The following is a 24,461-nucleotide window of genomic DNA, read 5'->3' as shown; positions in this document are numbered from 1 at the left end:
CACAAACCCGCGCCCAAATGCGTTTTGCGATTAGACGGACTCACTTCGAATCGCAAAGACGCTCTGGCCAATCCTTCGGATTGGCTTGGAAACAAAGAATTAGAGCAAAGAAGCGTTTCCGCTAAAACGCGCTTTGCTCTAGGGGAACGAAAAGCGCTAGGGAGGATATCATGCGCAAATTGCTGACTGGCCTGATGACGGCCGGTCTCTTCGCACTTGCCGGCACAGCGGTCCAGACGACGGATGTCAAAGCCGCCGACAGCAAGACCATCGCCGTCTCGATCCCAGCCGCCGATCATGGCTGGACGGGCGGCGTGGTCTATCACGCCCAGCAGGAGGCCAAGGCGCTGGAAGCGCGCTATCCAGGCCTCAAGGTCATCGTAAAGACCTCTCCCGACGGCGCGGCGCAGGCCAACGCCCTCGAGGACTTGACCACGCAGGGCATCAACGCCCTCGTCGTGCTGCCGCATAATTCCGACGAGCTGACCGACCCGATTCGCCAGGTCAAGGGCAAGGGCGTGTTCATCACCGTGGTGGACCGCGCCCTGCGCGATCCGATCCAGGATCTCTACGTCGCCGGCAACAATCCGGGCCTGGGCACCGTCTCGGCCGCCTACGTCAAGGAAAAGCTCGGTGGCAAGGGCGACGTCGTGGTGATCCGCGGCCTGCCCATCGTCATCGACGAGCAACGCGTCAATGCCTTCAACGAGGGCCTGAAGGGCTCCGAGGTCAAGGTGATCGACAGCCAGTTCGGCAATTGGAGCCGCGACGATGCCTTCAAGGTCATGCAGGACTTCCTGACCAAGCACCCCAAGATCGATGCGGTGTGGTGTCAGGACGACGACATGGCTGTGGGCGTGCTGGAGGCGATCAAGCAGGCCGGTCGCAGCGACATCAAATTCGTGCTCGGCGGTGCCGGCATGAAGGATATGATCAAGAAAGTCATGGATGGCGACGCCACCATCCCGGCGGACGTGTTGTATCCGCCTGCCATGGTCGCTGTCGCGATGGATCTCACCGCAGCCGGTCTCTACGACAAGCTGCCCGTACGCGGCTCCTATATTCTCGATGCCACGCTGGTGACCAAGGACAACGCCAAGGATTTCTACTACCCTGACTCGCCGTTCTGAGCGAGAATGACAAACGCGAATGCCGCCCTCCTGATGCAGGGCGGCTTTTTTATTGCGATGATTAAGGTACAATAATACCAAATTAAGCAATACCTATTAGGGATTGCAGTCATACCTCAATGCTACAATCTAATACTTAAGTATCATTGGAGAGGTAGAGTCCAGGCGCCCAATTTCGCCCCAGAAGTGTCACATTCTAGACGCAATTTGTCCATGACGACATTCGGCCACATCGCGCAGAAATAGCCGGAGACAGGAAGCATAATTATGCTTAAACTACCTTCATCAAGTGGCTAACTCACGGGAAATTACAAGTATATTTTGAAATACTCTATGTACAAAAAATGAAACGACGCACTTTATCGAGATAAATCGATTTATTATTTATGAATTTACGTTGCGATTTACTATTTTTTAGCATATTTTGTTAGCAACAGTCAGCTTCCGGCCGATCGAGAAAGCACCCAAGGCTCCTTTCCCCGGAGTTCTCAGCTGAATGTTTGAGTTTTCTCAGGTGGAGGTCGACATGCCCAAACAATTTCGGAAGGAATGCCGCAAGGTTGCAATGTTTGCTGGACTAGCGACTACTTTGTTTCTTGTCGCTCCGCAGACAGCCCTGAGCGGTGGTTTCGGCAATAACGGCGGAGGTCTCGGCAATGCAGTCGGCGGCCTCGGCAACGCTGTTGGCGGCGCCGTGGGTGCGGTCGGTGGTGCCGTCGGCGGTGTCAATGTCGGCGTCAGCGCCAAGGTGGGTCCGGTCAATGCCAACAGCAACACCAGCCTCAACAGCAACGGCTTGAATTCCAACACGACGGCCAGTGTCGGCAATGCCGCGACGGCTAATGTCAGTGCATCGGCAACGCCCAATAATGGCGTCAACGCCAATGTCGGCGTCAACTCCTCGGTCGCTGATGCCAATGTCAATGCCTCGCTCAACAACGCAACGGGTGTCAATGTCGGCGTCGGCGTGAACGTGCCCGGCACGAATCCCGGCATCCCGGGGACACCTGGCACGCCCGGAACGCCGGGCACTCCGGGAAATCCTGGTACCCCGGGCGTCCCCGGCACAGGTGTGAATATCGGCAATGTCTCCAATCAGTTCGCTTCGATGAGCAGCGCCCAGCGCATCGCCCTCAAGAAGCGCTGCAAGATGGTTCTCGGCGCCACCGACGAATATGACGCTCAGCTCATCAAGCTGTGCCAGATGCTGGCCAAGCTCTGAGCCCATCCAAGAGATCGAACCGAATTGAGCGCACGACGAGGGGCTGGCCTTCAGGGCCGGCCCCTCCTTTTGAGGGGCATGGGGAACCGGGGAAAGTGATGCATCAATCGATCGCCCTGCCGTTCCGACAGCCCCTCAGAACGATCCGGCAAAATTACCGCCATCCATCAGAATATTCTGGCGGGTGACATAGCCGGCCTGCGTTCCAGCCAGAAAGGCGCAGACCGCGCCCAGTTCGTCCGGATCACCGAACCGCCCGGAAACCTCACCGTCCTGCCATTCGGCGAGCACTTCCTCCGCCATCTGCCCAGGCCTGGCCGAGGCCGCGGCGTTGTCCCGCAGCCGATCGGTGCCGAAAGAGCCCGGCAGGATGTTGTTGATCGTCACATTATGGCGGGCGACGTCACGTGCGAGACCGGCGACGAAACCGGTCAGCCCACTGCGGGCACCGTTCGACAGGCCGAGATAGGAGATGGGAGCCTTCACCGTCACCGAGGTGATGTTGACGATGCGCCCGAAGCGGCGCGCGATCATGCCATCCAGCGTCGCCTTGATCAGCTCGATCGGTGCCAGCATGTTGGCATCGAGCGCCGCCAGCCATTGCTCGCGGCCGAACTGGCGGAAATCTCCCGGCGGCGGGCCGCCGGCATTGTTGATCAGGATGTCGGGCTGCGGACAGGCTTCCAGCAGCTTGCTTCGTCCCTCCACGCTGGCGACATCGGCAATCACAGGCGTGACCGTCGCGCCCGTCGCGGCGCGGATCTCGGTCGCGGTCCTTTCAAGCGTGGCAGGCGTGACGCCATTGATCACCACATTCACGCCCTCCCGCGCCAGGGCCAGCGCGCAGGCCTTGCCAAGGCCTCGACTGGAGGCGCAGACGATGGCGGATTTTCCTTCGATACCAAGCTTCATGATGTTTCCAGTGCTTCTTGATCCCCGGCCAGGACGGCGCCGGATAAAGGCAGGCTTTTTCGCAGGGGTAACGGCAGCCGACAAGCCCATGGGACGCGGCGGACACGCAAGGCTGCAGTTCTTGCCATGCTCCGCCTCGAACATGCGAACTCCTGCCGAGACAAGCCCTCGACAGACAAGGTGTCCCGCTTGACATCAAAAACATGAGGATTTATCACATTATAAAAGCGATAAATCCTCATGTTACGAGCACCACATGGCAACCCCTTTCGATTTTCCGCAAAACCAGCCGCGCTCCATATCGACCGCCGGCGCCAAACGGCTGCGGTCTCTCTTTCCAGGCCAGGCTCCGCCATGGCTTGGATGGCTTGCCTTGCTGGCCTCCCTGCTCCCCGTCGCCTCTCCGGCAGGGCAAGCCGGGTCGAGCGTCACCGGCAATCCCGCCCGTGGGCAAACCGTGTTCGAGCAGCATTGCAGCGGCTGCCATGCCCTGGGAGAAAATCGCTTCGGTCCCCGCCTCGGCGACGTCTACGGCCGGCGGGCCGGCAGCATCCCTGGCTTTCGCTACAGCCAGGCCTTGCAAAGACAACCCCTGACCTGGTCTGCAGCCACGCTCGACCACTGGCTCGCCGGGCCCGCACGCTTCCTGCCGGGGGCACGCATGACCATCTCGATCAACGATGCCGCCACCCGCGCCGACGTCATTGCCTATCTGTGCTCCCACCCCGCTTCCGACCAGGAATGAAAACCCGGGAGCGTTGCCCTGGGGGTGTCGCCCGAAGCGGAAGGCGCCTATAGCTGGCCCTTCGATACGCAGACGGTTCCAGGGAAATCAGAGATGGCATCGGATCCGGCCACAAGCGACAATCCGGCCCGCCCGGTCGCCGCCGTGCTCGCCGTGGTGCTGCGCGGCGAGGAATTCCTGCTGGTTCGCCGCGCCAATCCGCCCGACCAGGGCCTGTGGGGCTTTCCGGGCGGCAAGATCGAACCCGGCGAAGGCGTGCTGCAGGCGGCCCTGCGCGAACTCGGGGAGGAAACCGGCGTCAAGGCCCGCGCCGTAAAGGCCTTCGCAGCCCTCGATTCCATCGATCCTCGTCCGGCCCATGAAGGTGGCCACCACTATGTGCTGGTCGGCGTGCTCTGCCACTGGCAGGCCGGTGAGGCCGTCGCCGCCGACGATGCCCTGGAAGCGCGCTGGTTCGACCTGCCGGCCCTTCTGGCGAACCAGGCTTACGCGAGCACCGATGTCGATACGCTCGCCCAGGAGGCTTTGGTTCTGGCGAAAGCATCGACCTCGGGGCGCATCACGCCTTGACGCTCAGTCTGCCGCCCCCAGCAGCGCAGGCAGCCGCACCAGCACGATTTCGGCAGCCATCACCACCACGGCCCCGACCACAATGGAATGTGAGGTCATCTCGGCGAGGAGCGGCGGCAGCCCCTTGAACGAACTCGATAGCGCGGGAATGCCAAGACCGGCCATCAGGCCGAGCGGTGCCACCAGATTCTTGATGGCGCTGCCCCTTTCCTGGCTTGCAAGCTGGATGCCCGTCATGATCACCGTACCCGCCGCCGGCAGGAACAGGCCTCCGATGACGGCAGCCGGCGTCGCCACCAGCACGGCAGCCACCTTCGGCAGGAAAGCCAGCACGATGAAGATGATGCCGGCGATACGCACCACATGCCGGCTCGCCACACCGGTGATCTTCACCACGCCCAGGTTCTGGGCATAGGCCGTGGTGCCGAAGCCGCCGATCAAGGCGGCCAGCATGGAACCTCCCGCCTCGCCGGCAATGCCCATATTGACGCGCCGGTCATCCAGCGGCGTGCGGGTCAGCCGCGCCGTTGCTTCATACATGCCCATCGCCTCGACCACCGCGACCAGGAAGACGATGCTCATGGTCAGGGTGATGCCGAGGTCGAAATGGAGCGGGCCATAGGGGAGGAATTGCGGCAAGGCGAGCCAGGGTGCCGTCGCGACCGCTGAAAAATCCAGCAAGCCGAGAGCCAGGGCGGCGCAATCGCCCAGCACCAGCGCGATCAGAAAGCCGAACATGCGCAACCGGCCACCGAGCGCGGAACAGACCAGGACGGCAGCCGTGGTCAGGCAGCCCAACACCAGGCTCGGCAGCGTGCCGAAAGTCGGCATGCCCGGTCCGCCGAAGAACTCCTGGAAAGTGAACCCCGCCAGGGCGATGCCGACCAGCATGATGATGGTACCGGATACCGCCGGCGATAGCAGGCGGCGCAGCCTAGCGAGTTGGCCCCCGGCGGCTGCGAGAAAGACCAGGCCAGCACCGATCAGCAAGCCGAGGCTGGCCGAGGCGATGGTCCCGGCTTTGTAGTAACCGATGGCGAGCGGCGAAAAGGCCGATGACGGCCCCTGCACGATGGGCAGGCGCACCAGCTTGGTGCTCTGCACCACCGTCACGATCCCGGCAGCCAGGAAGGTCGCGGTGACCAGATTGGTGGCCAGACTCGCGGAAAAACCGCCGACGGAAGCGACGAAAATCGGGTCGAGCCAGGCATTGGAAACCAGGGCCTGCTGCAGGCCCAGCGCCACCCCGCGCCGGGCCGGCATCACTGCCTCGACATCGCCGATGGCGCAGTCATCGGCAGCCGGGTCCGCGTGTTCGCCAAGCCGATCTTTGATCAGACCTGTCATTGTAGTTGCTCCTCCCAAGAAGTGCACGGAGCGACGAGGCTGTATTGTTGTTTTAGGCAGCCAGTCGCTGGATCCGGCGGGCATGCTTTGCATGCTCACGCAGGACGTCCTCCAGACCGGTGAGCACCGGCTTGCCGGCCTCGACCAGGATCTCGCCATTGACGATGGTGGTGCCGGCGATGGCGGGGCCGCAGCGCAGCCAGGCCTCGACCGGATCGGTGTGGGCTCCGGCAAGTGCGACGTCCGACATCTCCCACACCACCAGATCGGCGCAGGCCCCCGGCCTCAGATGACCGATCTCATCATCCCAGCCCAGGCACGCCGCACCGCCGCGCGTGGCCATGTCGAGGGCATCGCGGGCCGACATCGAATGGGGTCCGTTGCGGAAACGGCCAAGCAGCAGGGCGGTGCGGACCTCCAGCCAAAGGGAAGCATGATCGGTCGAGGCCGAACCATCGCAGCCCAGGCCGACGCGCATGCCGCGCGCCCGCAGCCCCATGGCATCGGCAGCCCCGCCGCCGATCAGCATGTTGGAGCAGGGGCATTGGCAGGCGCACACCCCAGCTTTCGCCAGTCGCCCGATCTCGTCCTGCGAGGGGTAGATGTAGTGGGCGACCCAGGAACGCTTGCTGGCCCAGCCGACGCGCTCGAAATATTCCGTGGGCGTGCAGCCATAGACTTCCTGGCAGTACATGTCCTCCTGTGGGTCCTCGGCCAGATGCGTATGCAGGCGAAGATCATATTTTTCGGCGAGCCGGGCCGATTCCACCATGATCCGTTCAGTCACCGAGAACAGGGAGCACGGCGCCAGCGCCACCCGGTTCATCGCGCCGGCCGAGGCATCGTGATAGGCTTCCACCAGCCTCACGCTGTCTTCGAGAATGGCCTCCTCGCCCTGCACCACCGAGGCCGGCGGCAGGCCGCCCTGCTCGACCGAGCGGGTCATCGAGCCGCGCGTCGCATAAAAGCGGAAGCCGATGTCCCGGCTGGCCATCAATTGCGCGTCGATCAGGAAGGGCTTGGGATGGACATACATATGATCCATCGAGGTGGTGCAACCGCCCATCAGCAGTTCGGCCATGGCGATATAGGTCGACAGATAGACCGATTCCGCGTCGAGATCGGCCCAAAGCGGATAGAGGCCGGTCAGCCACTCGAACAGGGTGCCGTTGGTCACCGGCGCGTAGGAGCGGGTGAGGTTCTGATACATGTGGTGGTGAGCGTTGATGAGGCCGGGCGTCACCAGACGTCCGCGCGCCGACACCACTTTCGTCGCGGCCGGCTCCTCACCACTCTTGCCGATGGCCTGAACCCGTCTATCCTTGATCGCGATCCAGCCGCTGGCAATCTCCCAGCTTCGATCGACATAGATATAGGCGTCACGCACCAGTAGATCCGCAAGCATGCAGCTCCTCCCCGTCAGTTCCCATGCATATCCGAAGGCGCTTTCGCCACCTTCGCGCTATGAGCCCTGTCCCGGGAGGTGCGAACTCCGGATCGTCATCGAAAAGGCTGAGCGGGCTTGCTCGCAATGCTGTGCACGAATGCAAAGCTTCTTCCATGCTCACCAGTTTTTCACCTGTGTCAACTTTTTTTCTTGAGATTTGCTTTGACGAGGCGAACACCCCAACGCATTCGCCCGCCGCTTCCGAGGACTTCGAATCATGAAGATTGCAGTGATGGGGGCCGGCGCCGTCGGCTGCTTCTTCGGTGCCGTGCTGGCCCAGGCCGGCCATAACGTCACCCTGATCGGACGCCCGGCCCTGGTCGAGGCCGTCAGGGATGGCGGGCTGCTGCTCGAAAGTGGCGGCGAGCGCCGGCACGTGCCCGTTCTTGCCGATACCAGGCCCGAGGCGGTCGCAGGAGCGGAACTCGTATTGTTCTGCGTGAAATCCTTCGACACCGAAGCGGCGGCGGTCGCCATCGCTCCTCATATCGGTGCCGATTGCTCGGTCTGGAGCCTGCAGAACGGCATCGACAATGCCGACAGGCTCGCCCGTATCCTCGACAGGCCGGCCGTGCCCGTTGCCGTCTATGCTGCGCTCGAGGCGCCGGGCGCCGGCTATGTCCGCCACAAGGGCGGTGGCAAGATGGTGATCGGCCCCTCCCCGCGCAGCGAGGAGTTCGCAGCCCTGTTCGCCGCCGCCGGCATTGCGGCCCGTGTTGCGCCGGATGTCGCCAGCACGCTGTGGACCAAGCTCGCGGTCAATTGCGCACTCAATGCCATCTCGGCGCTCGCCGCCCTGCCCTATGGCGGGCTGATCGGGCGCGAAGGCGTGGATGTGCTGCTGAAGGGGATCCTGGCCGAGTGCCGTACCGTGGCCGGCGCCCATGGCATCACCCTGGCCCCGACGCTGGAGGACACCGTGTTCGGCCTCGGCACCAGCATGGCCGAGCAATATTCCTCCACCGCCCAGGATCTCGCCAGGGGCCGGCGCACGGAAATCGACGATCTGAACGGTGCCATCCTGCGCCGGGCCGCCACGCGCGGCCTCGAAGCGCCGCTGAACCAGGCGCTATGGACTCTGGTAAAACTGCGCGAGAGCGTTTCCAAGAAAGGTTGACCGTCTTTTCGATTGGGAAAACGCGTCAAAACATTTTGCGATTCGACGTGATTCCATGAAATCGCAGAATGCGTCGGGCCAATTGCGCTGTCGGCCCCGCGCGCGATCGACAAGGAAAACCCCGCCTCGTCGGCGGGGTCATGATGCTCGGGGATCTCTGGAAGCTGGTCTCTCCTGGGGTAGTGACCGGCTACGAGAATAGAATTGATCATCGGGTGTGATTTTATCGTGACCCCGATCTCCGGATCCAGGCCCCTCCGCCCGCCCCGAACAGACATACGTCCAGTTCCAGCCGCCGTCGATGATGAGACGCCTAGTGAAATCGGAATCCCGACGATCACGCGGCCGCTATTCCGATCCCGCTCGGCGCGTTTGCACACAAGTAAAAAGCCCGGCGCGTGCCGGGCTGTTCGTCTCCTGGGATTGCCTGATCAGAACTTGTAGTTCACGCCTAGGCGCACCGTATGGAAATCCGTGCGCAGCTTGGTGTGGATGGTGTACTGCGTCGGCTCACCATCATTGATCTCGGTCGCACTGATTTTCGATCGACCAAGGTCGATATATTGGTATTCGAGCTTGGCGGTCCAGTGTTCGTTGAAGGCGTATTCCACGCCGCCACCGACCGCGAAGCCAACTCTGGTCTTGTTGGTACGAGCGTGCGCGAGGTAATCGCCGTCGACGTAGTTCTGGGTGTATTTGACACCACCCACTGCCAAACCGCCGGTCGCATAAATCAAAATGTTGTCAAAGGCGTAGCCGATTCGCGGACGAACCGTGCCGAACCAGTTGACCTGGCTCTTGGTGCTCAGGAAATAATCCGTGGTGGCGCCGATGCGGCTAGTCTTGTCGCTGATACCGGCCCCCTGGATATCGCCTTCCAGGCCAAGGACGAAATTGCCCGTCTGCCAATTATAGCCGGCCTGTACGCCGCCGAAGCCACCCTTGGGTGAAAGGCTGCCATACTTGTCCGTATAGGGGTCGGATTCCGGAAAGAGTTCCGACATCGTCACATCGTGGCTGGATCCGAAGGCATAGCCGCCATTGATACCGGCATAGAAGCCTGTCCAGTTATAAGCGGCTGCAGGAGCCACCGGCTCTACTGCGGCGGGCGCCAGGTCAGCAGCCGAAGCACCGGCCGTGGCAAGAAGAAAGGCTATTGCCGAAATCCGAAACTTCATTTCTACAAACCCAGATCTAATAGGACGATAATTTTTCCTATCATGACCACGGCTGCAAGTATGTGATTTTAAAGCAACAGTTTTAATATATTTTGATAATTCAATATAAGAAAATTCATGTACTAAATTTACAACAAACATCATTCATATCGTATAAAATTTTCAAATAACCGTGAAATTTATTCGTCCCGTATATTTTTCGACTCCTCAAGGTCGGGAAACCACCCACTCGCCCTGGCCGCTGCTGCCTCAAATAGCCACGACTCCTGCCTTGGCAGTGTCGAACATCTGGTATTTGAACGCATGCGGGGTCTTGCCTTGGAAAGGCTGCGGCCGTCGGATACTCCTATAACGGCGCCACCTCCCGCCTGCCGTCGTGAAGGGAGTTTCATCGAAGACCGTCAGATGCTGCAGCGAAGAGCGGAGGCGCAGGCCGACATAAGGCTCCCGGCCTTTCGACAGAGTCGGGGAACGCTGCACCGGCGGGAGTCCTGGCAAAAACAAAAGGCACCGCGTTTGCGATGCCTTGGGTCTTCAGTTCTTTCTGGTAAGCGATGGTGGGCGCGACAGGGATTGAACCTGTGACCCCTACGATGTCAACGTAGTGCTCTCCCGCTGAGCTACGCGCCCATCGCTTGCGGAGGCCGGCCTGATAGCAGGTTGAATCAGGCCATGCAAGCCATTCGTCCCGCTATTTTGAAAAGAAGTTCAGGCGGCCTTCAGGAGCTTGTCGACTTCGTTGACCAGATCCTTGAGATGGAAGGGCTTGGACAACACCTTGGCGTCGCGAGGTGCCTGCGAATCGGGGTTGAGCGCCACGGCCGCGAAACCGGTGATGAACATCACCTTGATGTCGGGATCGAGTTCGGTGGCCCGGCGGGCCAGCTCGATGCCATCCATTTCCGGCATGACGATGTCGGTGAGCAGCAATTCGAACGGTTCTTCCCGCAGCCGATGATAGGCGGACAGGCCGTTATCGTAGGACATCACCTCATGTCCGGCATTCTGCAGGGCGCGCACCAGGAAGCGGCGCATATCATTGTCGTCTTCGGCAAGGAGAATCTTGTTCATGATGGCGTCCCGAATCCCCGGCAGGGCCGGAGCATGTTCGAACTCTATAAACCGTCGTCAGGGTAAACGCCCCGTTTACATCGCAATAGAGTTAATCCCGAATTCGTGATGCCGCCAGTGGCTGTTGTGCGGGACGGGTGAAGTAAAAATCATGCGGCGGGGCTTGTGATGCTTGCCCGCCCGTGATTTTGTCGAATGATGTCGGCATCGTTCGAACCGGCCGCACCCTCGAGGTGCCGCGGCCGACGAGGCCGCAACCCGCCGCTGGAGTATGTGCACGGCATGGACATCGAGCTCAGCCCTCCTTTCGACGTGGTCGAGCCTGCGGCCTATGCGGCGCCTTTGCTGTTCAACTCGCCCCATTCGGGACGGGTCTATCCGCGCGCCTTCCTGGAGGCATCCCGCCTCGATCCGCTGTCCCTGCGCCGCTCCGAGGATGCTTTCGTCGACCTCCTGCTCGCCGATGTCGCTGCCAGCGGCTCGGCGGTGATGAGCGCGCGCTTTCCCCGCGCCTTTCTGGACGTCAACCGCGAACCCTACGAACTCGACCCGCGCATGTTCGACGGCAGGCTGCCGAACTATGCCAATACCCGCTCCCTGCGCGTGGCCGGCGGCTTGGGCACACTGGCGCGCGTGGTCAGCGAGAACCAGGAGATCTACGCCCGCCGCCTGCCGGTGGACGAGGCACTGCGCCGGATCGAGGAGCTCTACAAGCCCTATCACCGCACGCTACGCCGCCTGCTCGGCCAGATCCACCGCGAATTCGGCGTGGCGCTGCTGGTCGACTGCCATTCCATGCCGTCCTGCGGCCTGGCACGCGAGGACAGGCCCCGCGCCGACATCGTGCTGGGCGATCGCTACGGCACGAGTTGCTCGCATCTGATCATGGATTGCGCCGACGAGGCCCTGCGCAACCTCGGTTATTCGGTGGCACGCAACAAGCCCTATGCCGGCGGCTACATCACCGAGCATTACGGCAATCCCGGCGCCGGCTTCCACGTCATCCAGATCGAGATCAACCGTTCGATCTACATGAACGAGCAGGATTTTTCCTTGGCTCCGGCCTTCGACCGCCTGAAGCAGGATCTCACCGTGCTGCGCGATACGCTCGCTGGCCTGCCCTTCCACTATCTCGATGCATTCCACCTGGCCGCCGAGTGAACCAACCCGTTTCGCCTGCCCCCGAAGCCAATTGGGTCTTCGGCTATGGTTCCCTGATGTGGAATCCCGGCTTTGCCTTTGAAGAGCGTCAGAATGCGCTGATTCGCGGCCTGCACCGGGCCCTGTGCATCTGGTCGCATGTCCATCGCGGCACACCCGAAAAGCCCGGCCTGGTGCTCGGCCTCGATCGAGGCGGCTCCTGCCGGGGGGTCGCCTTCCGCGTCGCTTCCGAGAACTGGGATGCGACGGTGGACTATCTGCGCCGGCGCGAGCAGGCTACCAGCGTCTATATCGAGATCCTGCACGAGGCCCGGCTCGAGGACGGGCGTCATGTCCGCGCCCTCGCCTACCGGGCCGACCGGGCGCACCATCAATATTGCGGCAAGCTGCCGGACCGCCAGCTCCTGGAGGTGGTGCGCGGCGGCGTCGGGCTTTCGGGCGCCAATCCCGATTATGTGCTGGCCACCCACGACCATCTCGACGAACTCGGCATTCCCGACCGCACCTTGGCCTGGCTCTCGCACCAATTGCGGGGGTGAGGCCGTCGCATCCGGGGAAGGTCGTTTTCCTTCACCTTTTGCCCCTAACAGCCTGGAAAAGAGTAAGGGCAAGGGGGCGGCCGGTGGCTATACCCCCTTCACAAGACCGACACGTTAATCCTACATTGTGTTGGACGAACAGCCGAATCGGCCTTTTCGGCTGGACTGATGGTGACGGGAGCGCTTCGTGACAGCGCATGTTTCGCCTGCTGTGTTTCATACGTCGGTCTCGCCCGAGGCGTGTCCCGCGCTCGTGCTGAACGCCGATTACCGGCCGCTGTCCTATTATCCGCTCTCGCTCTGGTCCTGGCAGGATACGGTGAAAGCGGTCTTCCTCGACAGGGTCAACATCATCTCCGAATATGACAAGGTGGTGCGAAGTCCCACCTTCGAGTTCCGATTACCTTCGGTGGTGTGTCTCAAGACCTACGTCAAACCCAGTCGAAACCCCGCCTTCACCCGCTTCAACGTCTTCCTGCGCGACTGCTTCACCTGTCAATATTGCGGCACACGGTCGGACCTGACCTTCGACCACGTCATCCCCCGCTCCCGGGGCGGACAGACCACCTGGGAAAACGTCGTCGCCGCCTGCTCGCCCTGCAATCTGAAAAAGGGCGGCGCCATGCCCGCCGAGGCTGGCATGCATCCCAACCAGAAGCCCTACGCCCCCTCCCTCAGCGACTTGCACCAGAACGGCCGGCATTTCCCGCCGAACTATCTGCATGAGAGCTGGCTCGATTACCTCTATTGGGATACCGAACTGGAGCCTTGATCGGCTTCATTCGCCGGGGCATGCTTTGCGCGTCGTGACTGCTTCGTTCCGCGCTTTTGGCGTGAATTGATCGCGACCTTTCCGATTGTTAACGAGCGCTCACTATGGAACTCTCCTATGGTGAAGCGGCCGCAAGGCAATCACCATATAAATGCGGGGCAAAGTGCGATTTCCTTAAATCGCCCTTTTCTCTAATTCTTTGTTTCAGCGCGTTTTCCTAATCGAAAAGTCGACCAACTTTTCTGGAAAGCGCTTCCGGTGCTGTAAGCACTCGAACGCTCGTTACGACCGCGAAGGGAGGTTCCATGCCGCACGAGACACCGTTGATTGCAACGATCGTGGCGGGCCTGGGACTGGCATTCATCTTTGCGCTTGTCGCACAGCGGTTACGACTGTCTCCGATCGTCGCCTATCTGCTTGGCGGCGTGGTGATCGGCCCCTTCACGCCCGGTTTCGTGGCGGACCAGAATCTCGCCAATGAGCTCGCCGAGCTCGGCGTGATCCTGCTGATGTTCGGTGTCGGCCTGCATTTTTCGCTGAAGGACCTGCTCTCCGTCCGCGCCATCGCCGTTCCCGGCGCGCTGGGCCAGATCGCGGTGGCGACCCTGCTCGGCATGGGTTTTTCCTGGGTCATGGGCTGGGGCCTCGGCACGGGCATCGTCTTCGGCCTCGCCCTCTCGGTCGCCAGTACCGTGGTGCTGCTGCGCGCCATGCAAGAGCGCAAGCTGATCGAGACCGAGCGTGGCCGTATCGCCGTCGGCTGGCTGATCGTCGAAGACCTGGTGATGGTGATCACCCTGGTGCTGATCCCTCCGCTGGCCGGACTTCTCGGCGGCCATGCGCCGGGCGAGGTCGCACCTTCAGGCCTCGCCGCCAATCTCGGCCTCAATTCGATCGCCGCGACCCTCCTGGTCACCGCCATCAAGGTCGCCGCCTTCGTGGCGCTGATGCTGGTGGTCGGGCGCAAGGTCATCCCCTGGGTCCTGCATTTCGTCGCCCATACCGGTTCGCGCGAGCTCTTCCGCCTGGCCGTGCTGGCGATTTCGCTCGGGGTCGCCTATGGCGCGGCCGTGCTCTTCGGCGTCTCCTTCGCGCTGGGCGCCTTTTTCGCCGGCATGGTGCTGGCCGAATCCCCGCTCAGCAAGCAGGCCGCCAATGAGACGCTGCCGCTGCGCGACGCCTTCGCCGTGCTGTTCTTCGTCTCGGTGGGCATGCTGTTCAACCCGGCGATCCTGATCCAGCATCCCCTCGGCGTGCTCGCGACCTTCGTGATTATCGTGATCGGCAAGTCGATTGCCGCCTTCCTGATCGTGCGCGGCTTCGGTTATTCCAAGGGCGTCGCGCTCACCATTTCGGCGAGTCTCGCCCAGATCGGCGAATTCTCGTTCATTCTGGCGGTGCTCGGTGTCAAGCTGCAGATCATCCCCGGCACGGCGCGCGATCTGGTGGTGGCGGGCGCCCTCATCTCAATCGTGATCAACCCGATCCTGTTCATGGCGCTGGACCGCTTCGTGCTGCGTCCCGAACGCCAGCCAACCGCCCCAGTCAAGCCGGAAGTCAAACCTGAGGCCGAGCCCGAGGCACAGCCTCAGCCGGAGGCCTCGCCGGGTGCGTCCGTCGCGGAAGCCGCGCCCGCTCCGGCGCCCCTGCCCAAGGATGATGACATCGAAGTGGTCCAGCCGACCAAACTCAGCCAGCACGCCATTTTGGTCGGCCATGGCCGCGTCGGCAGCCGGGTGGCCAAGGCCCTGCACCAGGCCGGCGTGCCGCTGGTGGTGATCGAGGAATCGCAGAGCGAGGTCGAGAAGCTGAAAGCCGAAGGCATCGAGGTCTATTCCGGACCGGCCGGCGACTACGAGACGCTGGAGCTGCAGAATCTGGCCGGCGCGAAATGGCTGGTCGTCGCCATCCCCGACGCCTTCGAAGCCGGCCATCTGGTGGAGCAGGCCCGCACGCTCAACCCGTCCATCCGCATTCTCGCCCGGGCGCATAGCGAGGAGGCGGTGGACTATCTCCGCGGGCTCGGGGCCGATGCGATCCTGATGGGCGAAGAGGAAATCGCCCGCGGCATGATCCGCGACCTGCTGCAGCCCGAGGAAAGCCAGCCCGGTCAGGCGGCCTGACTATGCCGGGACTCCGGATCCCCGGGTCAAGTCCGGGCACGACAGAACGACACTCGTTGCGGCAAATATCTATGCTTACCCCCGCTAAACACAGGCTACCCTCAGCGGTTACCTCCCCGTTAAGACCTCGATAACCGTACGAATTGTTAATGAGTTGATACCCTTTACCTGAATTTCCTGCGGCTTTATTGCTATTCCATGAATAGAATGAACCATTTTTAGACACCAACGCCCTTTTGGATAGCGGGCGACCTCCACGCGCCCCGTATCATCAACGTCAAATCAAGATGCGGCAGGAACCGCCGGGCGCGAGCCCGGCAGATGGCGGCTGCCTGCCAAAGCGTTTTGCGATTGGAGGCAAGAACGCTCTAGCCAATCCATCAGGTTGGCTTGGAAACAAGGAGCCAGAGCAAACAGGCGTTCGGCCATGGACGCGCTTTGCTCCGAGCAGGGTTTGAGATCCTGCGGATTCCTCCTGATCGATCCCTTGGCTCGATCAGGAGGAATCTGCATACGCATTGGGAAAAGCGACGATGCAGACCTCTTCCGTCGACGAGGCAGACCAAGGCCAGGAGGTCCTCACGGGCCAGCCGCCTTTCGAAGCTCCGACGGAGAACCACCCTGCTAGGCCGGCCGAAAGACGCAGGCGGCGTCCCCTAGTGCCCACCAAACTGCAGAAAAGCGCCGGCCGCATCATGCTGATCGTGGTGGGCTTCGTCTGCATCTATATGGCGATTCTGGCGCGGTTGGTGCAGTTCGGCACCGCGCCGGACGAGCAATATGACGCGCGCCGCTCGGCAGCCGACCAGTTGGCTGCGGCACGCCCGGATATCCTTGACCGCAATGGCCGGATCCTGGCCACCGACGTGCAGGTGCCTTCGCTCTACGCCGAACCGAGGAAGATCATCGATGTCGACGAGGCGACCGAGTTGCTCACCGCCCAGATGCCCGAATTTGATGCACGCGATCTAAGGGCCAAGCTTGCCTCGGGCAAGGGCTTTATCTGGCTCAAGCGCGAGATCACGCCCGAGCAGCGCAATCGCATCTATGCACTCGGCCTGCCGGGCATCGGCTTTCTCAACGAGGCCAAGCGCATCTATCCCAACGGGCCGACGGTGAGCCATGTGCTCGGGGCCGTGAACATCGACAACCAGGGCATTGCCGGCATCGAGCGATATATCGACCGCAAGCGCGGCCTCTCCGAGCTGCAGGCACTCGGCTACGCCTCCGACCCGCACGATCTCAAGCCTGTGCGCCTTTCGATCGATCTGCGAGCCCAGGCGGTGATGCGCGACGAACTCGTCGCGGGGATGGAGCACTACCAGGCCAAGGCGGCGGCCGGCGCCATCATGGACGTCAATACCGGCGAAATGATCTCGCTGGTGTCCTTGCCCGATTTCGATCCCAACAACCCGGCCGAGGCATTGGATCCCAACCGGATCAACCGCATCAATGTCGGCGTGTTCGAGATGGGCTCGACCTTCAAGGCCCTGACCACCGCCATGGCGATCGAATCGGGCAGATTCACCACCGCTTCCATGCTCGATGCCCGCACCACGCTCAAATATGGCCGCTTCACCATTCATGACGACCACGCCCGTCGGCGCATGCTGAGCCTGCCGGAGGTCTTCACCTTCTCCTCCAATATCGGCTCGGCCAAAATGGCCCTCGCCCTCGGCGTCGACGCCCACAAGGCCTTTCTGAGGATGATGGGCCAGACCACGCGACTGGTCACCGAACTGCCCGAGAACGCCATGCCGATCCTGCCCAGGCGCTGGAGCGAGATCAACACCATCACCATCGCCTTCGGTCATGGCATGGCCGTGGCGCCGCTGCAGGCGATGATGGCGGTGGGGGCGATGATGAATGGCGGCCATTTGATGAAGCCGACGTTCCTGGCGCGCAACGAAGGCGACGCCCTGGCGGGCTCCAAGCTGGTCCTGAAGAAGCACACCTCCGACGTGATGCGCTACATCATGCGCCTCAACGCCACCGACGGCTCCGGCAAGAAGGCCAATGTGCCCGGGCTCGGCATCGGCGCCAAGACCGGCACGGCCGAAAAGGTCATCAACGGGCGCTATTCGAAGAAGCTCAACTTCACCACCTTCATGGCGGTATTTCCCTTCGACAAGCCGAAATATCTGGTGCTCGTGCTCTATGACGAGCCCAAGGGCCTGCCCGAGACCTATGGCTACAGTTCCGCCGCCTGGAATGCCGGGGTTACCACCGGCAAGATCCTGGAGCGCATCGGCCCGCTGCTCGGCGTCAAGCCGCGCTTTACGGAGATTCCCAACCCCGTGCCGCCGCTCTACGCCCCTCGCGGCGAAGACCATCCGATGGAGTGGCTGGTCACGCATTGAGCGCAGAAAGGGTGTTCAGTCGCCACCGCAATCCTGCCAATGCCGCGCCGCCCCTCACCTCAATCCCAGTCCACTCCAAGTGGAGTGGACTGGGATTGAGGTGAGGGGCGGCACAGGACCGGCTTAAACATACGGAAGGCATGTTCCTGCCCGATCAACCTCTTCGTATCATTCTCAGGGAAAATGCGTGCCAGGCGGCGCCGGGATGGAGGCGAACACCTCGGCCACGTCATCCTCGAAGATCGCCGCCGTCAGCTTGCCGCCATAGCAGGCGCCGGTGTCGAGATTGATGCGGTTGGTGCGGAAATCCGGCTCCTCCACCGAGGTGTGGCCATGCACGATCTTCTTCTCGAAGAGCTGGCCCGAGGGCAGGAACTCGTCGCGGATCCAGATCAGGTCATATTCCTTCTGCTTGGCCAGCGGCACATCCGGCCGCACGCCGGCATGTACGAAGAAATAATCGCCGAAGGTGAGGCTCAGCGGCCGCGTGCGCATGAAGTCGAGATGGTCGGGCAGCATCCTGGCGCGGAACTCCGCCCTGAGACGCTCGACATCCCGCTTCGAATGCGGGTCGGCTCCCTTGATGTCGACGCCATAGCTGCCGACGGTGGCCATGCCGCCCCATTTGAGCCAGACGTCGGCATCCGGGTCGCCGGCGAGGAAGGACATCAGCAAGGTTTCGTGATTGCCCCTGAGCACATGGAGCTCGCAACCTGGCAGGTTGCCCATCAGCCGGGCCACGACACCGCGGGAATCGGGGCCGCGATCGACGAGATCGCCGAGGCTGATGACGATGTGGCGCCGGTCCGGCTTGGCCTGGGCCCGAGCTTGCGCCCTGGCCAGGATCTCCTCCATCAGCGCGAGATGGCCGTGGACGTCGCCGAAGGCAATGATGGTTGTCCCCGCCGGCACACGCGGCGGGATGGGAAAGGGTACGACACGATTCTGCATGAAGCCAGCATATCAGCCACGCTTGCCGCAGCAAGGGGATGCGGCAATGCCGCTCAGCCTCCACTGCAGTTCACCTCAGCGTCTTCGGGTTTGCTCGACCTTTGTCATTGCCGGGCTTGACCCGGCAATCCAGCCCCTTCGCGCTTATTCCGGATAGCCGGGTCAAGCCCAGCTATGACAAAACGGGGTGTTACCTCTTTAAGTGAACAGCATTCGGCCGCTCAGGCCCGATAATCCAGGCCAATGTCGAGGATCGGCGCGCTATGGGTGAGCCAGCCGATGGAGATGAGGTCGACGCCCGAGGCCGCGATTGCCGGCGCCGTCGCCGCCGTAACCCGGCCTGAGGCCTCGGTGAGCGCCCGTCCGCCGACCATGGCCACCGCCTCGCGTAATTCATCCGGTCCCATATTGTCGAGCAACACGGCATCGACGCCAACGGCCAGCGCCTCCTCGAGCTGGGCCAGCGTATCGACCTCCAGCTCGATCTTGACCATGTGGCCCGCCGCGGCCTTGGCCCGCTCGAGCGCCGGGCGGATGCCGCCGGCGATGGCGACATGGTTGTCCTTGATCAGGATGGCATCGTCGAGCCCGAAGCGGTGATTGCCGCCGCCGCCGGCCCTCACCGCATATTTCTCCAAAGCGCGCAGGCCGGGCGTGGTCTTGCGGGTGCAGACGATGGTGGCCTTGTGCCCCCTGATCGCCTCCACCACCGAGGCGGTGGCGCTGGCGATGCCGCTGAGACGGCAGAGGATGTTGAGCGCCGTGCGCTCGCCCGTCAGCAAGGCCCGGGCCGAACCGGTGACGGTGGCGATGATCGAGCCAGGCGATACGCTGGCGCCGTCGCCGCGTTCCACCGCGATCGCAGCAGAAGGATCGAGCAGGCGGAAGGCGGCGGCGGCAATGTCGAGGCCGGCGACCACGCCGTCCTGGCGTGCGGCCAGCACGGTGGTCGCCTTGAGACCGACAGGCACGATGGCATCGGTGGTGAGGTCGCCGGCACGGCCGAGATCCTCGACCAGGGCCGCGCGGACGACAGGCTCGAACAGCAGGTGGGACAGGGGAGAAAGGGACATGTCAGGCGCTTTCTGCGAAAGGAAGGGAGAGGGCGACCTCACGGGCTGTTGAGAGGGCCTGGTCGAGCGAGAGGAGAGACGGTGTCGCCTCCGGCAGGCTGCTGGGGAAATCCGTGCGGCAATGCGCGCCCCGGCTTTCCTGCCGGCATAGCGCGGAGACGGCCAGCATCAGGCTGACCAAGGCGGGCCCCGAGCCAGGGCGTGTGCTGGTGGCCAGCGGTAGGAGTTCGGCGATCGCCGCCTCTAGCCCGGCCCGGTCCCTCACCACGCCGAGCGCACGCGATAGAATCGGACGCGTTGACTCGGCATCCCCGGCGCGAAGGTCAGCAGCATTCGCGGCAATGGAAGTTCCCGCGAATCGGCGGCTGGCGGCCGGTGCGCTCCTCACGCTGTCGGCGACCCAGGCGGCGCAGACCGCAGCCTCGGCCAGGGAATTGCTGGCGAGGCGATTGGCGCCGTGCAGACCGGTGCAGGCCACTTCGCCACAAGCCCATAGACCCGGCAGGGAGCTTCGGCCCTGTCCATCCACCGCAATGCCGCCCATGTGATAGTGCTGGGCCGGACGCACCGGCAGAGGCTGCAAGGCGGGATTGAAGCCTGCGTCCCGGCAGAGCCGGTCGATACCCGGGAAGCGGCGTGCGAACCCCGCGCCGGGCCGTTGGCGGGCATCGAGGTAGACTTGGTGCCCGCCCGACAGATGCTGCCAGATGCCGCGGGCGACTTCGTCGCGCGGGGCCAGTTCGGCGCCTGGCAGATGGCGGAGAAAGCGCTCGCCGGTCTCGTCGATCAGCACGGCGCCCTCACCCCGCACGGCTTCGCTGACCAGTCCCATCGGCCGCGCCGCGGTATCGAGCGCGGTTGGATGGAACTGCACGAATTCGAGATTGGAGAGCAGCGCCCCGGCGCGAGCCGCCAGGGCGAGCCCCTGCCCCTGGCTGGTGCGAGGATTGGTGCTATCGCTGAAGAGGCCGCCGATGCCGCCGGTGGCCAGCACCACGCGTGCGGTGGGAATGGTCATCGCCTCGCTGTTCGGGCCGACGCAGACGACGCCGGCGATGGTGCCGTCCTCGACGATGAGGCGCCGTGCCTCGACGCCCTCCAGCACGGTGATCGAGGGCGTCTTACGCACTGCGGCGACCAAGGCGCGCACGATCTCTCGTCCCGTGGCGTCGCCATCGGCATGTACGATGCGGCGGCGGCCATGGGCGGCTTCGAGGCCGAGTTGGAAGTCCTCGCCGTTCCTGTCGAAATCGACACCGAGAGCGGCGAGCCGACGCACCGCATCCGGAGCAGCGTCGAGGATGGAGCGAGCCGCCACCGCCGCCACCAGGCCACCGCCGGCCGCCAGCGTATCCTCAAGGTGAAGTGCAGGTGTATCATCATCAGCCAGGCTTGCGGCGAGCCCGCCCTGCGCCCAGCCGGTCGAGGTTTCCGCGCCGAGCGACGCGCGGGAGAGCAGCACCGCCGGTTCGGGGGCGAGTGAGAGCGCCGTCATCAGCCCGGCGAGGCCGGCCCCGACCACCACCGGGCGGTCGCGATAGAGTTGGGGATGATCGCTCATAGCTCGAGCATCCTCTCGACGGCCCGGCGCGCGGCAACCGCAATGGCAGGATCGATGGTGACTTCGTGCCGGTTGGTCTCCAGCGCCTGGCGGATATTGGCGAGCGTAATGCGCTTCATATGCGGACAGAGATTGCAGGGGCGCACGAAATCGACGGTGGGGTGCTGCACGGCCACATTGTCGCTCATCGAGCATTCGGTCAGCAGCACCACGCGGGCAGGCTTGTGCTCGGCGACATAGTCGGACATCAGCGCGGTCGAGCCGGAGAAATCGGCTTCCGCCACCACCTCCGGCGGGCATTCGGGATGTGCGAGGACGATCACGCCGGGATGGTCTTCCCTGAGCTGGCGCACCTCGGCCGGCGAGAAGCGCTCATGCACCTCGCAATGGCCCTTCCAGGCGATGATCTCGACATCGGTCTCGGCCGCGATGTTGCGGGCGAGATATTCGTCGGGAAGCATGATCACCCGGGGCACGCCGAGCTTTTCGACGATCCTCTTGGCATTGCCCGAGGTGCAGCAGACATCGGACTCCGCCTTCACCGCCGCCGAGGTGTTGACATAGGTGACGATGGGCACGCCGGGATAGGTCTGGCGCATCAGGCGCACATCCTCCGGCTGGATCGAATCGGCCAGCGAGCAGCCGGCGCGAAGATCGGGGATCAGCACCGTCTTGTCCGGATTGAGCAGCTTGGCGGTCTCGGCCATGAAATGCACGCCCGCCAGCACGATGACATCGGCATCGGTATCGACAGCCCTGCGGGCCAGGGCCAGGCTGTCGCCGACCACGTCGGCGACGCAGTGGAAGATTTCCGGCGTCTGGTAGTTGTGCGCCAAGATGACGGCGTTGCGCTCGCGCTTGAGCGCCAGGATGGCGTCGACGTCATCGGCGAAGACAGGCCATTCCATGGCGGGAATGACGCGCTTGACCCGCTCATAGAGCGGCGCGGTGCGGGTGAGAACGGCAGCATCGGGGCTCATATTTATACTCCCATTGAGCATATGTTGGGCATATGCTCAATGGGAGTATAAGCAATGTCAAGCGAATTATGTTCACTTGGAGCATAAGAGATTGGAGCAAAACCGAGAGAGCGAACCGCGACTCCCCTTCTCCCCTGGTGGGGATCGTCCACTCCACTTGGAGTGGACTGGGAGCCCCGAAGCGGCGGATGAGGGGTCTAGCCCCCATCCAGAGATTACACCTTTGAGCGAGCACCAAGGCTGGCAAGGTCGCAAGACCCCTCATCCGTCATTGCTTCGCAATGCCACCTTCTCCCGCAAGGGGAGAAGGGGACCGCGCTAGACTCAGTGAGGGGACACTCCTACCCCCGCGCCAGCGGCAGCTTGGTGCCGGCGGCTACGCGCTCGGCCAGCACGGCCTGGCGGAAGCGGAACAGCTTGGCCGGGCGGCCGATGGTCTCGGCGGCGATCTCGCCGGTCTCCTCCACCAGTTCCTGCTGCTCGATCAGGCGGCGGAAATTCTGCTTGTGCACCAGGCGCCCAGCCAGGGCCTCGACGCTGCGCTGGAGCTGCAGCAAGGTGAAGGTGGCGGGCAGCAATTCGAACACCACTGGGCGGTATTTGATCTTGGCTCTCAGACGGGCAATGCCGGTGGCGAGGATGCGGCGATGGTCGGCATGCATCGGCCTGCCCGGCACCGCTTGCGAGGCCGGCACCGCTTGCGCGCCCACAACGCCGTTCGTGGCAGCTTCCGGTACCAGCCCGGCCTCGTAGAGCAGCTCGTAGCGCTGCAGCACGAGCTCCTCGTTCCAGGCAAAACCCTCAAGCCCGAAGGTGATATCGACCCGCTGGGACCTGATCTCCCGCATGGCCGCACTGTCGACCGCCCCGGCCCAGGCACGCAGGGGCGCGACGATTCCCGTCTGGAAGAAGGCCGGCAGACCGGCGCGATGGTCCTCCCAGGGGAAATACTCATACCAGTCGCGCCAACCGGTTTCCTCGCCTCCACCGGCATTTTCCCGCGTCAGGCCTAGATAGGAGATCGAGATCGCCCGCTGCATGTCCTGCGCCCCGCGATCGTTGTCGGCGAAGGTATAGAGCTGCTCGACATAGCCGAGGGGATGGCCGGTCTGGCGTTCCACCCAGGCACGCAGCCCGGTCTGCAGCGACCGGTGGCCGGCCTCGAAGGGACCGGAGGGCAGGCCCCTGCCCTCGCGCACCGTCATCACCCGCGGCCGCCCTGCGGTCACCGCCACGAGAACGGCGATCAGGTCGGCGGTGACGAGGTTGCCGGTCTCTGGCGGCACGATCGATTTCTCCTGGTGACAAAGCCGATATCTGGTGCGGAGACTCGCAGTTGCACCCGGCCGGGGCAAGCAATCGGCAGCTTTTGACCAAAGGTTTCAACAGGTGAAGCGACGGAGCGCCCTCAAAAAATCACCGCCTCCGTCCCTTCCAGCAGCACGGCGGTCAGAGGGCCGCCGAAACAGGCGCCGGTGTCGAGATTGATGCGGTTGGGCCTGAAGGTCGCGATATCGACCGGCGTGTGGCCATGCACGATGCGCTTGCCGAAATCGCCATCCCAGTCGAGGAACTCGTTGCGGATCCAGAGCAGGTCCTCCTCGTCCTGCCGGGCGGGCGGGCGGCCGGGGCGGACGCCGGCATGAACGAAGAAATAATCACCGCAGGCATAGCTGAGCGGCATTTTCGCCAGAAAGGCGAGGTGATGCTCCGGTATCGCGTCGAGAAAGGCGCGGCGCAGGTCGTGAAGCGTCGGGCCTGCGGCCAGGGCCCGCTCCAGATCGACGCCGTAGCTCGCCAGCGTGCGCAGGCCGCCATTGTGCAGCCAGGCCTCGGCATCCTCGCCGCCACGGATGAAGTCGAGCATCATGGCTTCGTGATTGCCCTTGAGCACCACGAGCTCGCAGCCCGGCAGTCCAGCCGCGAGGCGATCGACCACACGGGCCGAATCCGGGCCGCGATCGACGAGATCGCCGACAGAGACGACGATGTGCCGTCGCTCCGGCAAAGACGCCAGGCGCGCCTCGATCTGTTCGAGCAGGATCTCCAGCTTGTCGTAGCAGCCGTGCACGTCGCCGAAGGCGATGACGCTGACATCGTCGGGGATAGCGGGCAGATGGAATGACCCCATGATGCGCTCCCTCCATGCGACACCATAAGGGGCGTGCGGGCCGCGCGGCAAGGGGCGGCAATGCCCCGGGA

General features: G+C 63.2%; 21 protein-coding genes and 1 tRNA gene. 10 read left to right on the top strand and 12 right to left on the bottom strand.

Features of this window, described 5'->3' with window-relative positions:
• Positions 1-170 precede the first annotated feature (170 nt).
• Together ACN6KF_RS25520 and ACN6KF_RS25515 are read left to right on the top strand one after the other, a co-directional pair.
• Positions 171-1,130, top strand: a complete 960-nt coding sequence (locus ACN6KF_RS25520; RefSeq protein WP_434959547.1) for an ABC transporter substrate-binding protein — start codon at positions 171-173, stop codon at positions 1,128-1,130.
• Positions 1,131-1,656: 526 nt separating this feature from the next.
• Positions 1,657-2,352, top strand: a complete 696-nt coding sequence (locus ACN6KF_RS25515; protein ID WP_434959546.1) for a hypothetical protein — start codon at positions 1,657-1,659, stop codon at positions 2,350-2,352.
• A gap of 135 nt (positions 2,353-2,487) precedes the next feature.
• Here the strand turns inward: ACN6KF_RS25515 and ACN6KF_RS25510 are convergent, their stop codons facing one another.
• Entirely contained in the window at positions 2,488-3,264 is a 777-nt protein-coding gene (locus tag ACN6KF_RS25510) for an SDR family oxidoreductase (RefSeq protein WP_434959545.1), read from the bottom strand.
• Between the two features lie 256 nt (positions 3,265-3,520).
• On the opposite strand from ACN6KF_RS25510, the gene ACN6KF_RS25505 reads away from it, so the two are divergent.
• Positions 3,521-4,009, top strand: a complete 489-nt coding sequence (locus ACN6KF_RS25505) for a c-type cytochrome (RefSeq protein WP_434959544.1) — start codon at positions 3,521-3,523, stop codon at positions 4,007-4,009.
• 93 nt (positions 4,010-4,102) lie between these two features.
• Positions 4,103-4,579, top strand: a complete 477-nt coding sequence (locus ACN6KF_RS25500; RefSeq protein WP_434959543.1) for an NUDIX hydrolase — start codon at positions 4,103-4,105, stop codon at positions 4,577-4,579.
• Between the two features lie 3 nt (positions 4,580-4,582).
• Here the strand turns inward: ACN6KF_RS25500 and ACN6KF_RS25495 are convergent, their stop codons facing one another.
• Both ACN6KF_RS25495 and ACN6KF_RS25490 read right to left on the bottom strand, forming a co-directional pair.
• Positions 4,583-5,926, bottom strand: coding sequence for a uracil-xanthine permease family protein (locus ACN6KF_RS25495; RefSeq protein WP_434959542.1), 1,344 nt, complete (start codon positions 5,924-5,926; stop codon positions 4,583-4,585).
• Positions 5,927-5,978: 52 nt separating this feature from the next.
• Positions 5,979-7,331, bottom strand: a complete 1,353-nt coding sequence (locus ACN6KF_RS25490; RefSeq protein WP_434959541.1) for an 8-oxoguanine deaminase — start codon at positions 7,329-7,331, stop codon at positions 5,979-5,981.
• A gap of 259 nt (positions 7,332-7,590) precedes the next feature.
• On the opposite strand from ACN6KF_RS25490, the gene ACN6KF_RS25485 reads away from it, so the two are divergent.
• Positions 7,591-8,490, top strand: coding sequence for a ketopantoate reductase family protein (locus tag ACN6KF_RS25485; protein ID WP_434959540.1), 900 nt, complete (start codon positions 7,591-7,593; stop codon positions 8,488-8,490).
• Positions 8,491-8,921: 431 nt separating this feature from the next.
• Here the strand turns inward: ACN6KF_RS25485 and ACN6KF_RS25480 are convergent, their stop codons facing one another.
• The 3 genes from ACN6KF_RS25480 to cpdR form a co-directional block, all read right to left on the bottom strand.
• Positions 8,922-9,668, bottom strand: coding sequence for an outer membrane protein (locus tag ACN6KF_RS25480; protein ID WP_434959539.1), 747 nt, complete (start codon positions 9,666-9,668; stop codon positions 8,922-8,924).
• Between the two features lie 555 nt (positions 9,669-10,223).
• Positions 10,224-10,298, bottom strand: a tRNA-Val gene (locus tag ACN6KF_RS25475).
• 78 nt (positions 10,299-10,376) lie between these two features.
• Positions 10,377-10,742: a cell cycle two-component system response regulator CpdR gene (gene cpdR, locus ACN6KF_RS25470; RefSeq protein WP_105864233.1), complete on the bottom strand. Its 366-nt coding sequence runs from the start codon at positions 10,740-10,742 to the stop codon at positions 10,377-10,379.
• Between the two features lie 279 nt (positions 10,743-11,021).
• On the opposite strand from cpdR, the gene ACN6KF_RS25465 reads away from it, so the two are divergent.
• The 5 genes from ACN6KF_RS25465 to ACN6KF_RS25445 all read left to right on the top strand — a co-directional run bounded on the left by ACN6KF_RS25465 (position 11,022) and on the right by ACN6KF_RS25445 (position 17,694).
• Positions 11,022-11,900 (top strand): N-formylglutamate amidohydrolase, encoded by an 879-nt coding sequence (locus ACN6KF_RS25465; protein ID WP_434959538.1) that lies wholly within the window; start codon positions 11,022-11,024, stop codon positions 11,898-11,900.
• Positions 11,897-12,439, top strand: a complete 543-nt coding sequence (locus ACN6KF_RS25460) for a gamma-glutamylcyclotransferase (protein ID WP_434959537.1) — start codon at positions 11,897-11,899, stop codon at positions 12,437-12,439. Before ACN6KF_RS25465 ends, ACN6KF_RS25460 begins: the two co-directional genes overlap by 4 nt.
• Before the next feature lie 211 nt (positions 12,440-12,650).
• A complete protein-coding gene (locus ACN6KF_RS25455) occupies positions 12,651-13,211 on the top strand; it encodes an HNH endonuclease (protein WP_149255366.1) in 561 nt (186 codons plus the stop codon).
• A gap of 305 nt (positions 13,212-13,516) precedes the next feature.
• A complete protein-coding gene (locus ACN6KF_RS25450) occupies positions 13,517-15,334 on the top strand; it encodes a cation:proton antiporter domain-containing protein (protein ID WP_434959536.1) in 1,818 nt (605 codons plus the stop codon).
• A 533-nt stretch (positions 15,335-15,867) separates the two neighbouring features.
• On the top strand, positions 15,868-17,694 hold the full coding sequence (locus ACN6KF_RS25445; RefSeq protein ID WP_434959535.1) for a peptidoglycan D,D-transpeptidase FtsI family protein: 1,827 nt from the start codon (positions 15,868-15,870) through the stop codon (positions 17,692-17,694).
• Between the two features lie 174 nt (positions 17,695-17,868).
• On the opposite strand, the gene ACN6KF_RS25440 is transcribed toward ACN6KF_RS25445, so the two are convergent.
• From ACN6KF_RS25440 to ACN6KF_RS25415, 6 genes are all read right to left on the bottom strand, one after another.
• Complete coding sequence (locus ACN6KF_RS25440; RefSeq protein WP_434959534.1) at positions 17,869-18,645, bottom strand: metallophosphoesterase family protein; 777 nt, start codon at positions 18,643-18,645, stop codon at positions 17,869-17,871.
• A 221-nt stretch (positions 18,646-18,866) separates the two neighbouring features.
• Complete coding sequence (gene nadC / locus ACN6KF_RS25435; protein ID WP_434959533.1) at positions 18,867-19,718, bottom strand: carboxylating nicotinate-nucleotide diphosphorylase; 852 nt, start codon at positions 19,716-19,718, stop codon at positions 18,867-18,869.
• A 1-nt stretch (position 19,719) separates the two neighbouring features.
• Positions 19,720-21,279: an L-aspartate oxidase gene (locus tag ACN6KF_RS25430; protein WP_434959532.1), complete on the bottom strand. Its 1,560-nt coding sequence runs from the start codon at positions 21,277-21,279 to the stop codon at positions 19,720-19,722.
• Positions 21,276-22,259 carry a quinolinate synthase NadA gene (gene nadA / locus ACN6KF_RS25425; RefSeq protein WP_434959531.1) on the bottom strand — a complete coding sequence of 328 codons (984 nt, stop codon included), beginning with the start codon at positions 22,257-22,259 and terminating at the stop codon, positions 21,276-21,278. Before nadA ends, ACN6KF_RS25430 begins: the two co-directional genes overlap by 4 nt.
• A gap of 341 nt (positions 22,260-22,600) precedes the next feature.
• A complete protein-coding gene (locus ACN6KF_RS25420; protein ID WP_434959530.1) occupies positions 22,601-23,545 on the bottom strand; it encodes an NUDIX hydrolase in 945 nt (314 codons plus the stop codon).
• Between the two features lie 122 nt (positions 23,546-23,667).
• Positions 23,668-24,390 carry a metallophosphoesterase family protein gene (locus tag ACN6KF_RS25415; RefSeq protein WP_434959529.1) on the bottom strand — a complete coding sequence of 241 codons (723 nt, stop codon included), beginning with the start codon at positions 24,388-24,390 and terminating at the stop codon, positions 23,668-23,670.
• Positions 24,391-24,461 lie beyond the last annotated feature (71 nt).

Source organism: Labrys methylaminiphilus subsp. lupini (assembly GCF_051161885.1).
Lineage (GTDB): Bacteria > Pseudomonadota > Alphaproteobacteria > Rhizobiales > Labraceae > Labrys.
This window is presented reverse-complemented; position numbering and strand designations above follow the sequence as displayed.

What these genes read in the sequence shown, in the direction of transcription:
- ACN6KF_RS25465 (WP_434959538.1), top strand. Translation starts at nt 11,022, where the DNA reads ATGGACATCGAGCTCAGCCCTCCTTTCGACGTGGTCGAGCCTGCGGCC.
- nadA (WP_434959531.1), bottom strand. Translation starts at nt 22,259, where the DNA reads ATGAGCCCCGATGCTGCCGTTCTCACCCGCACCGCGCCGCTCTATGAG.
- ACN6KF_RS25445 (WP_434959535.1), top strand. Translation starts at nt 15,868, where the DNA reads ATGCAGACCTCTTCCGTCGACGAGGCAGACCAAGGCCAGGAGGTCCTC.
- ACN6KF_RS25480 (WP_434959539.1), bottom strand. Translation starts at nt 9,668, where the DNA reads ATGAAGTTTCGGATTTCGGCAATAGCCTTTCTTCTTGCCACGGCCGGT.
- ACN6KF_RS25510 (WP_434959545.1), bottom strand. Translation starts at nt 3,264, where the DNA reads ATGAAGCTTGGTATCGAAGGAAAATCCGCCATCGTCTGCGCCTCCAGT.
- ACN6KF_RS25440 (WP_434959534.1), bottom strand. Translation starts at nt 18,645, where the DNA reads ATGCAGAATCGTGTCGTACCCTTTCCCATCCCGCCGCGTGTGCCGGCG.
- ACN6KF_RS25430 (WP_434959532.1), bottom strand. Translation starts at nt 21,279, where the DNA reads ATGAGCGATCATCCCCAACTCTATCGCGACCGCCCGGTGGTGGTCGGG.
- ACN6KF_RS25520 (WP_434959547.1), top strand. Translation starts at nt 171, where the DNA reads ATGCGCAAATTGCTGACTGGCCTGATGACGGCCGGTCTCTTCGCACTT.
- ACN6KF_RS25495 (WP_434959542.1), bottom strand. Translation starts at nt 5,926, where the DNA reads ATGACAGGTCTGATCAAAGATCGGCTTGGCGAACACGCGGACCCGGCT.
- ACN6KF_RS25515 (WP_434959546.1), top strand. Translation starts at nt 1,657, where the DNA reads ATGCCCAAACAATTTCGGAAGGAATGCCGCAAGGTTGCAATGTTTGCT.
- ACN6KF_RS25505 (WP_434959544.1), top strand. Translation starts at nt 3,521, where the DNA reads ATGGCAACCCCTTTCGATTTTCCGCAAAACCAGCCGCGCTCCATATCG.
- ACN6KF_RS25415 (WP_434959529.1), bottom strand. Translation starts at nt 24,390, where the DNA reads ATGGGGTCATTCCATCTGCCCGCTATCCCCGACGATGTCAGCGTCATC.
- nadC (WP_434959533.1), bottom strand. Translation starts at nt 19,718, where the DNA reads ATGTCCCTTTCTCCCCTGTCCCACCTGCTGTTCGAGCCTGTCGTCCGC.
- ACN6KF_RS25500 (WP_434959543.1), top strand. Translation starts at nt 4,103, where the DNA reads ATGGCATCGGATCCGGCCACAAGCGACAATCCGGCCCGCCCGGTCGCC.
- ACN6KF_RS25450 (WP_434959536.1), top strand. Translation starts at nt 13,517, where the DNA reads ATGCCGCACGAGACACCGTTGATTGCAACGATCGTGGCGGGCCTGGGA.
- ACN6KF_RS25485 (WP_434959540.1), top strand. Translation starts at nt 7,591, where the DNA reads ATGAAGATTGCAGTGATGGGGGCCGGCGCCGTCGGCTGCTTCTTCGGT.
- ACN6KF_RS25490 (WP_434959541.1), bottom strand. Translation starts at nt 7,331, where the DNA reads ATGCTTGCGGATCTACTGGTGCGTGACGCCTATATCTATGTCGATCGA.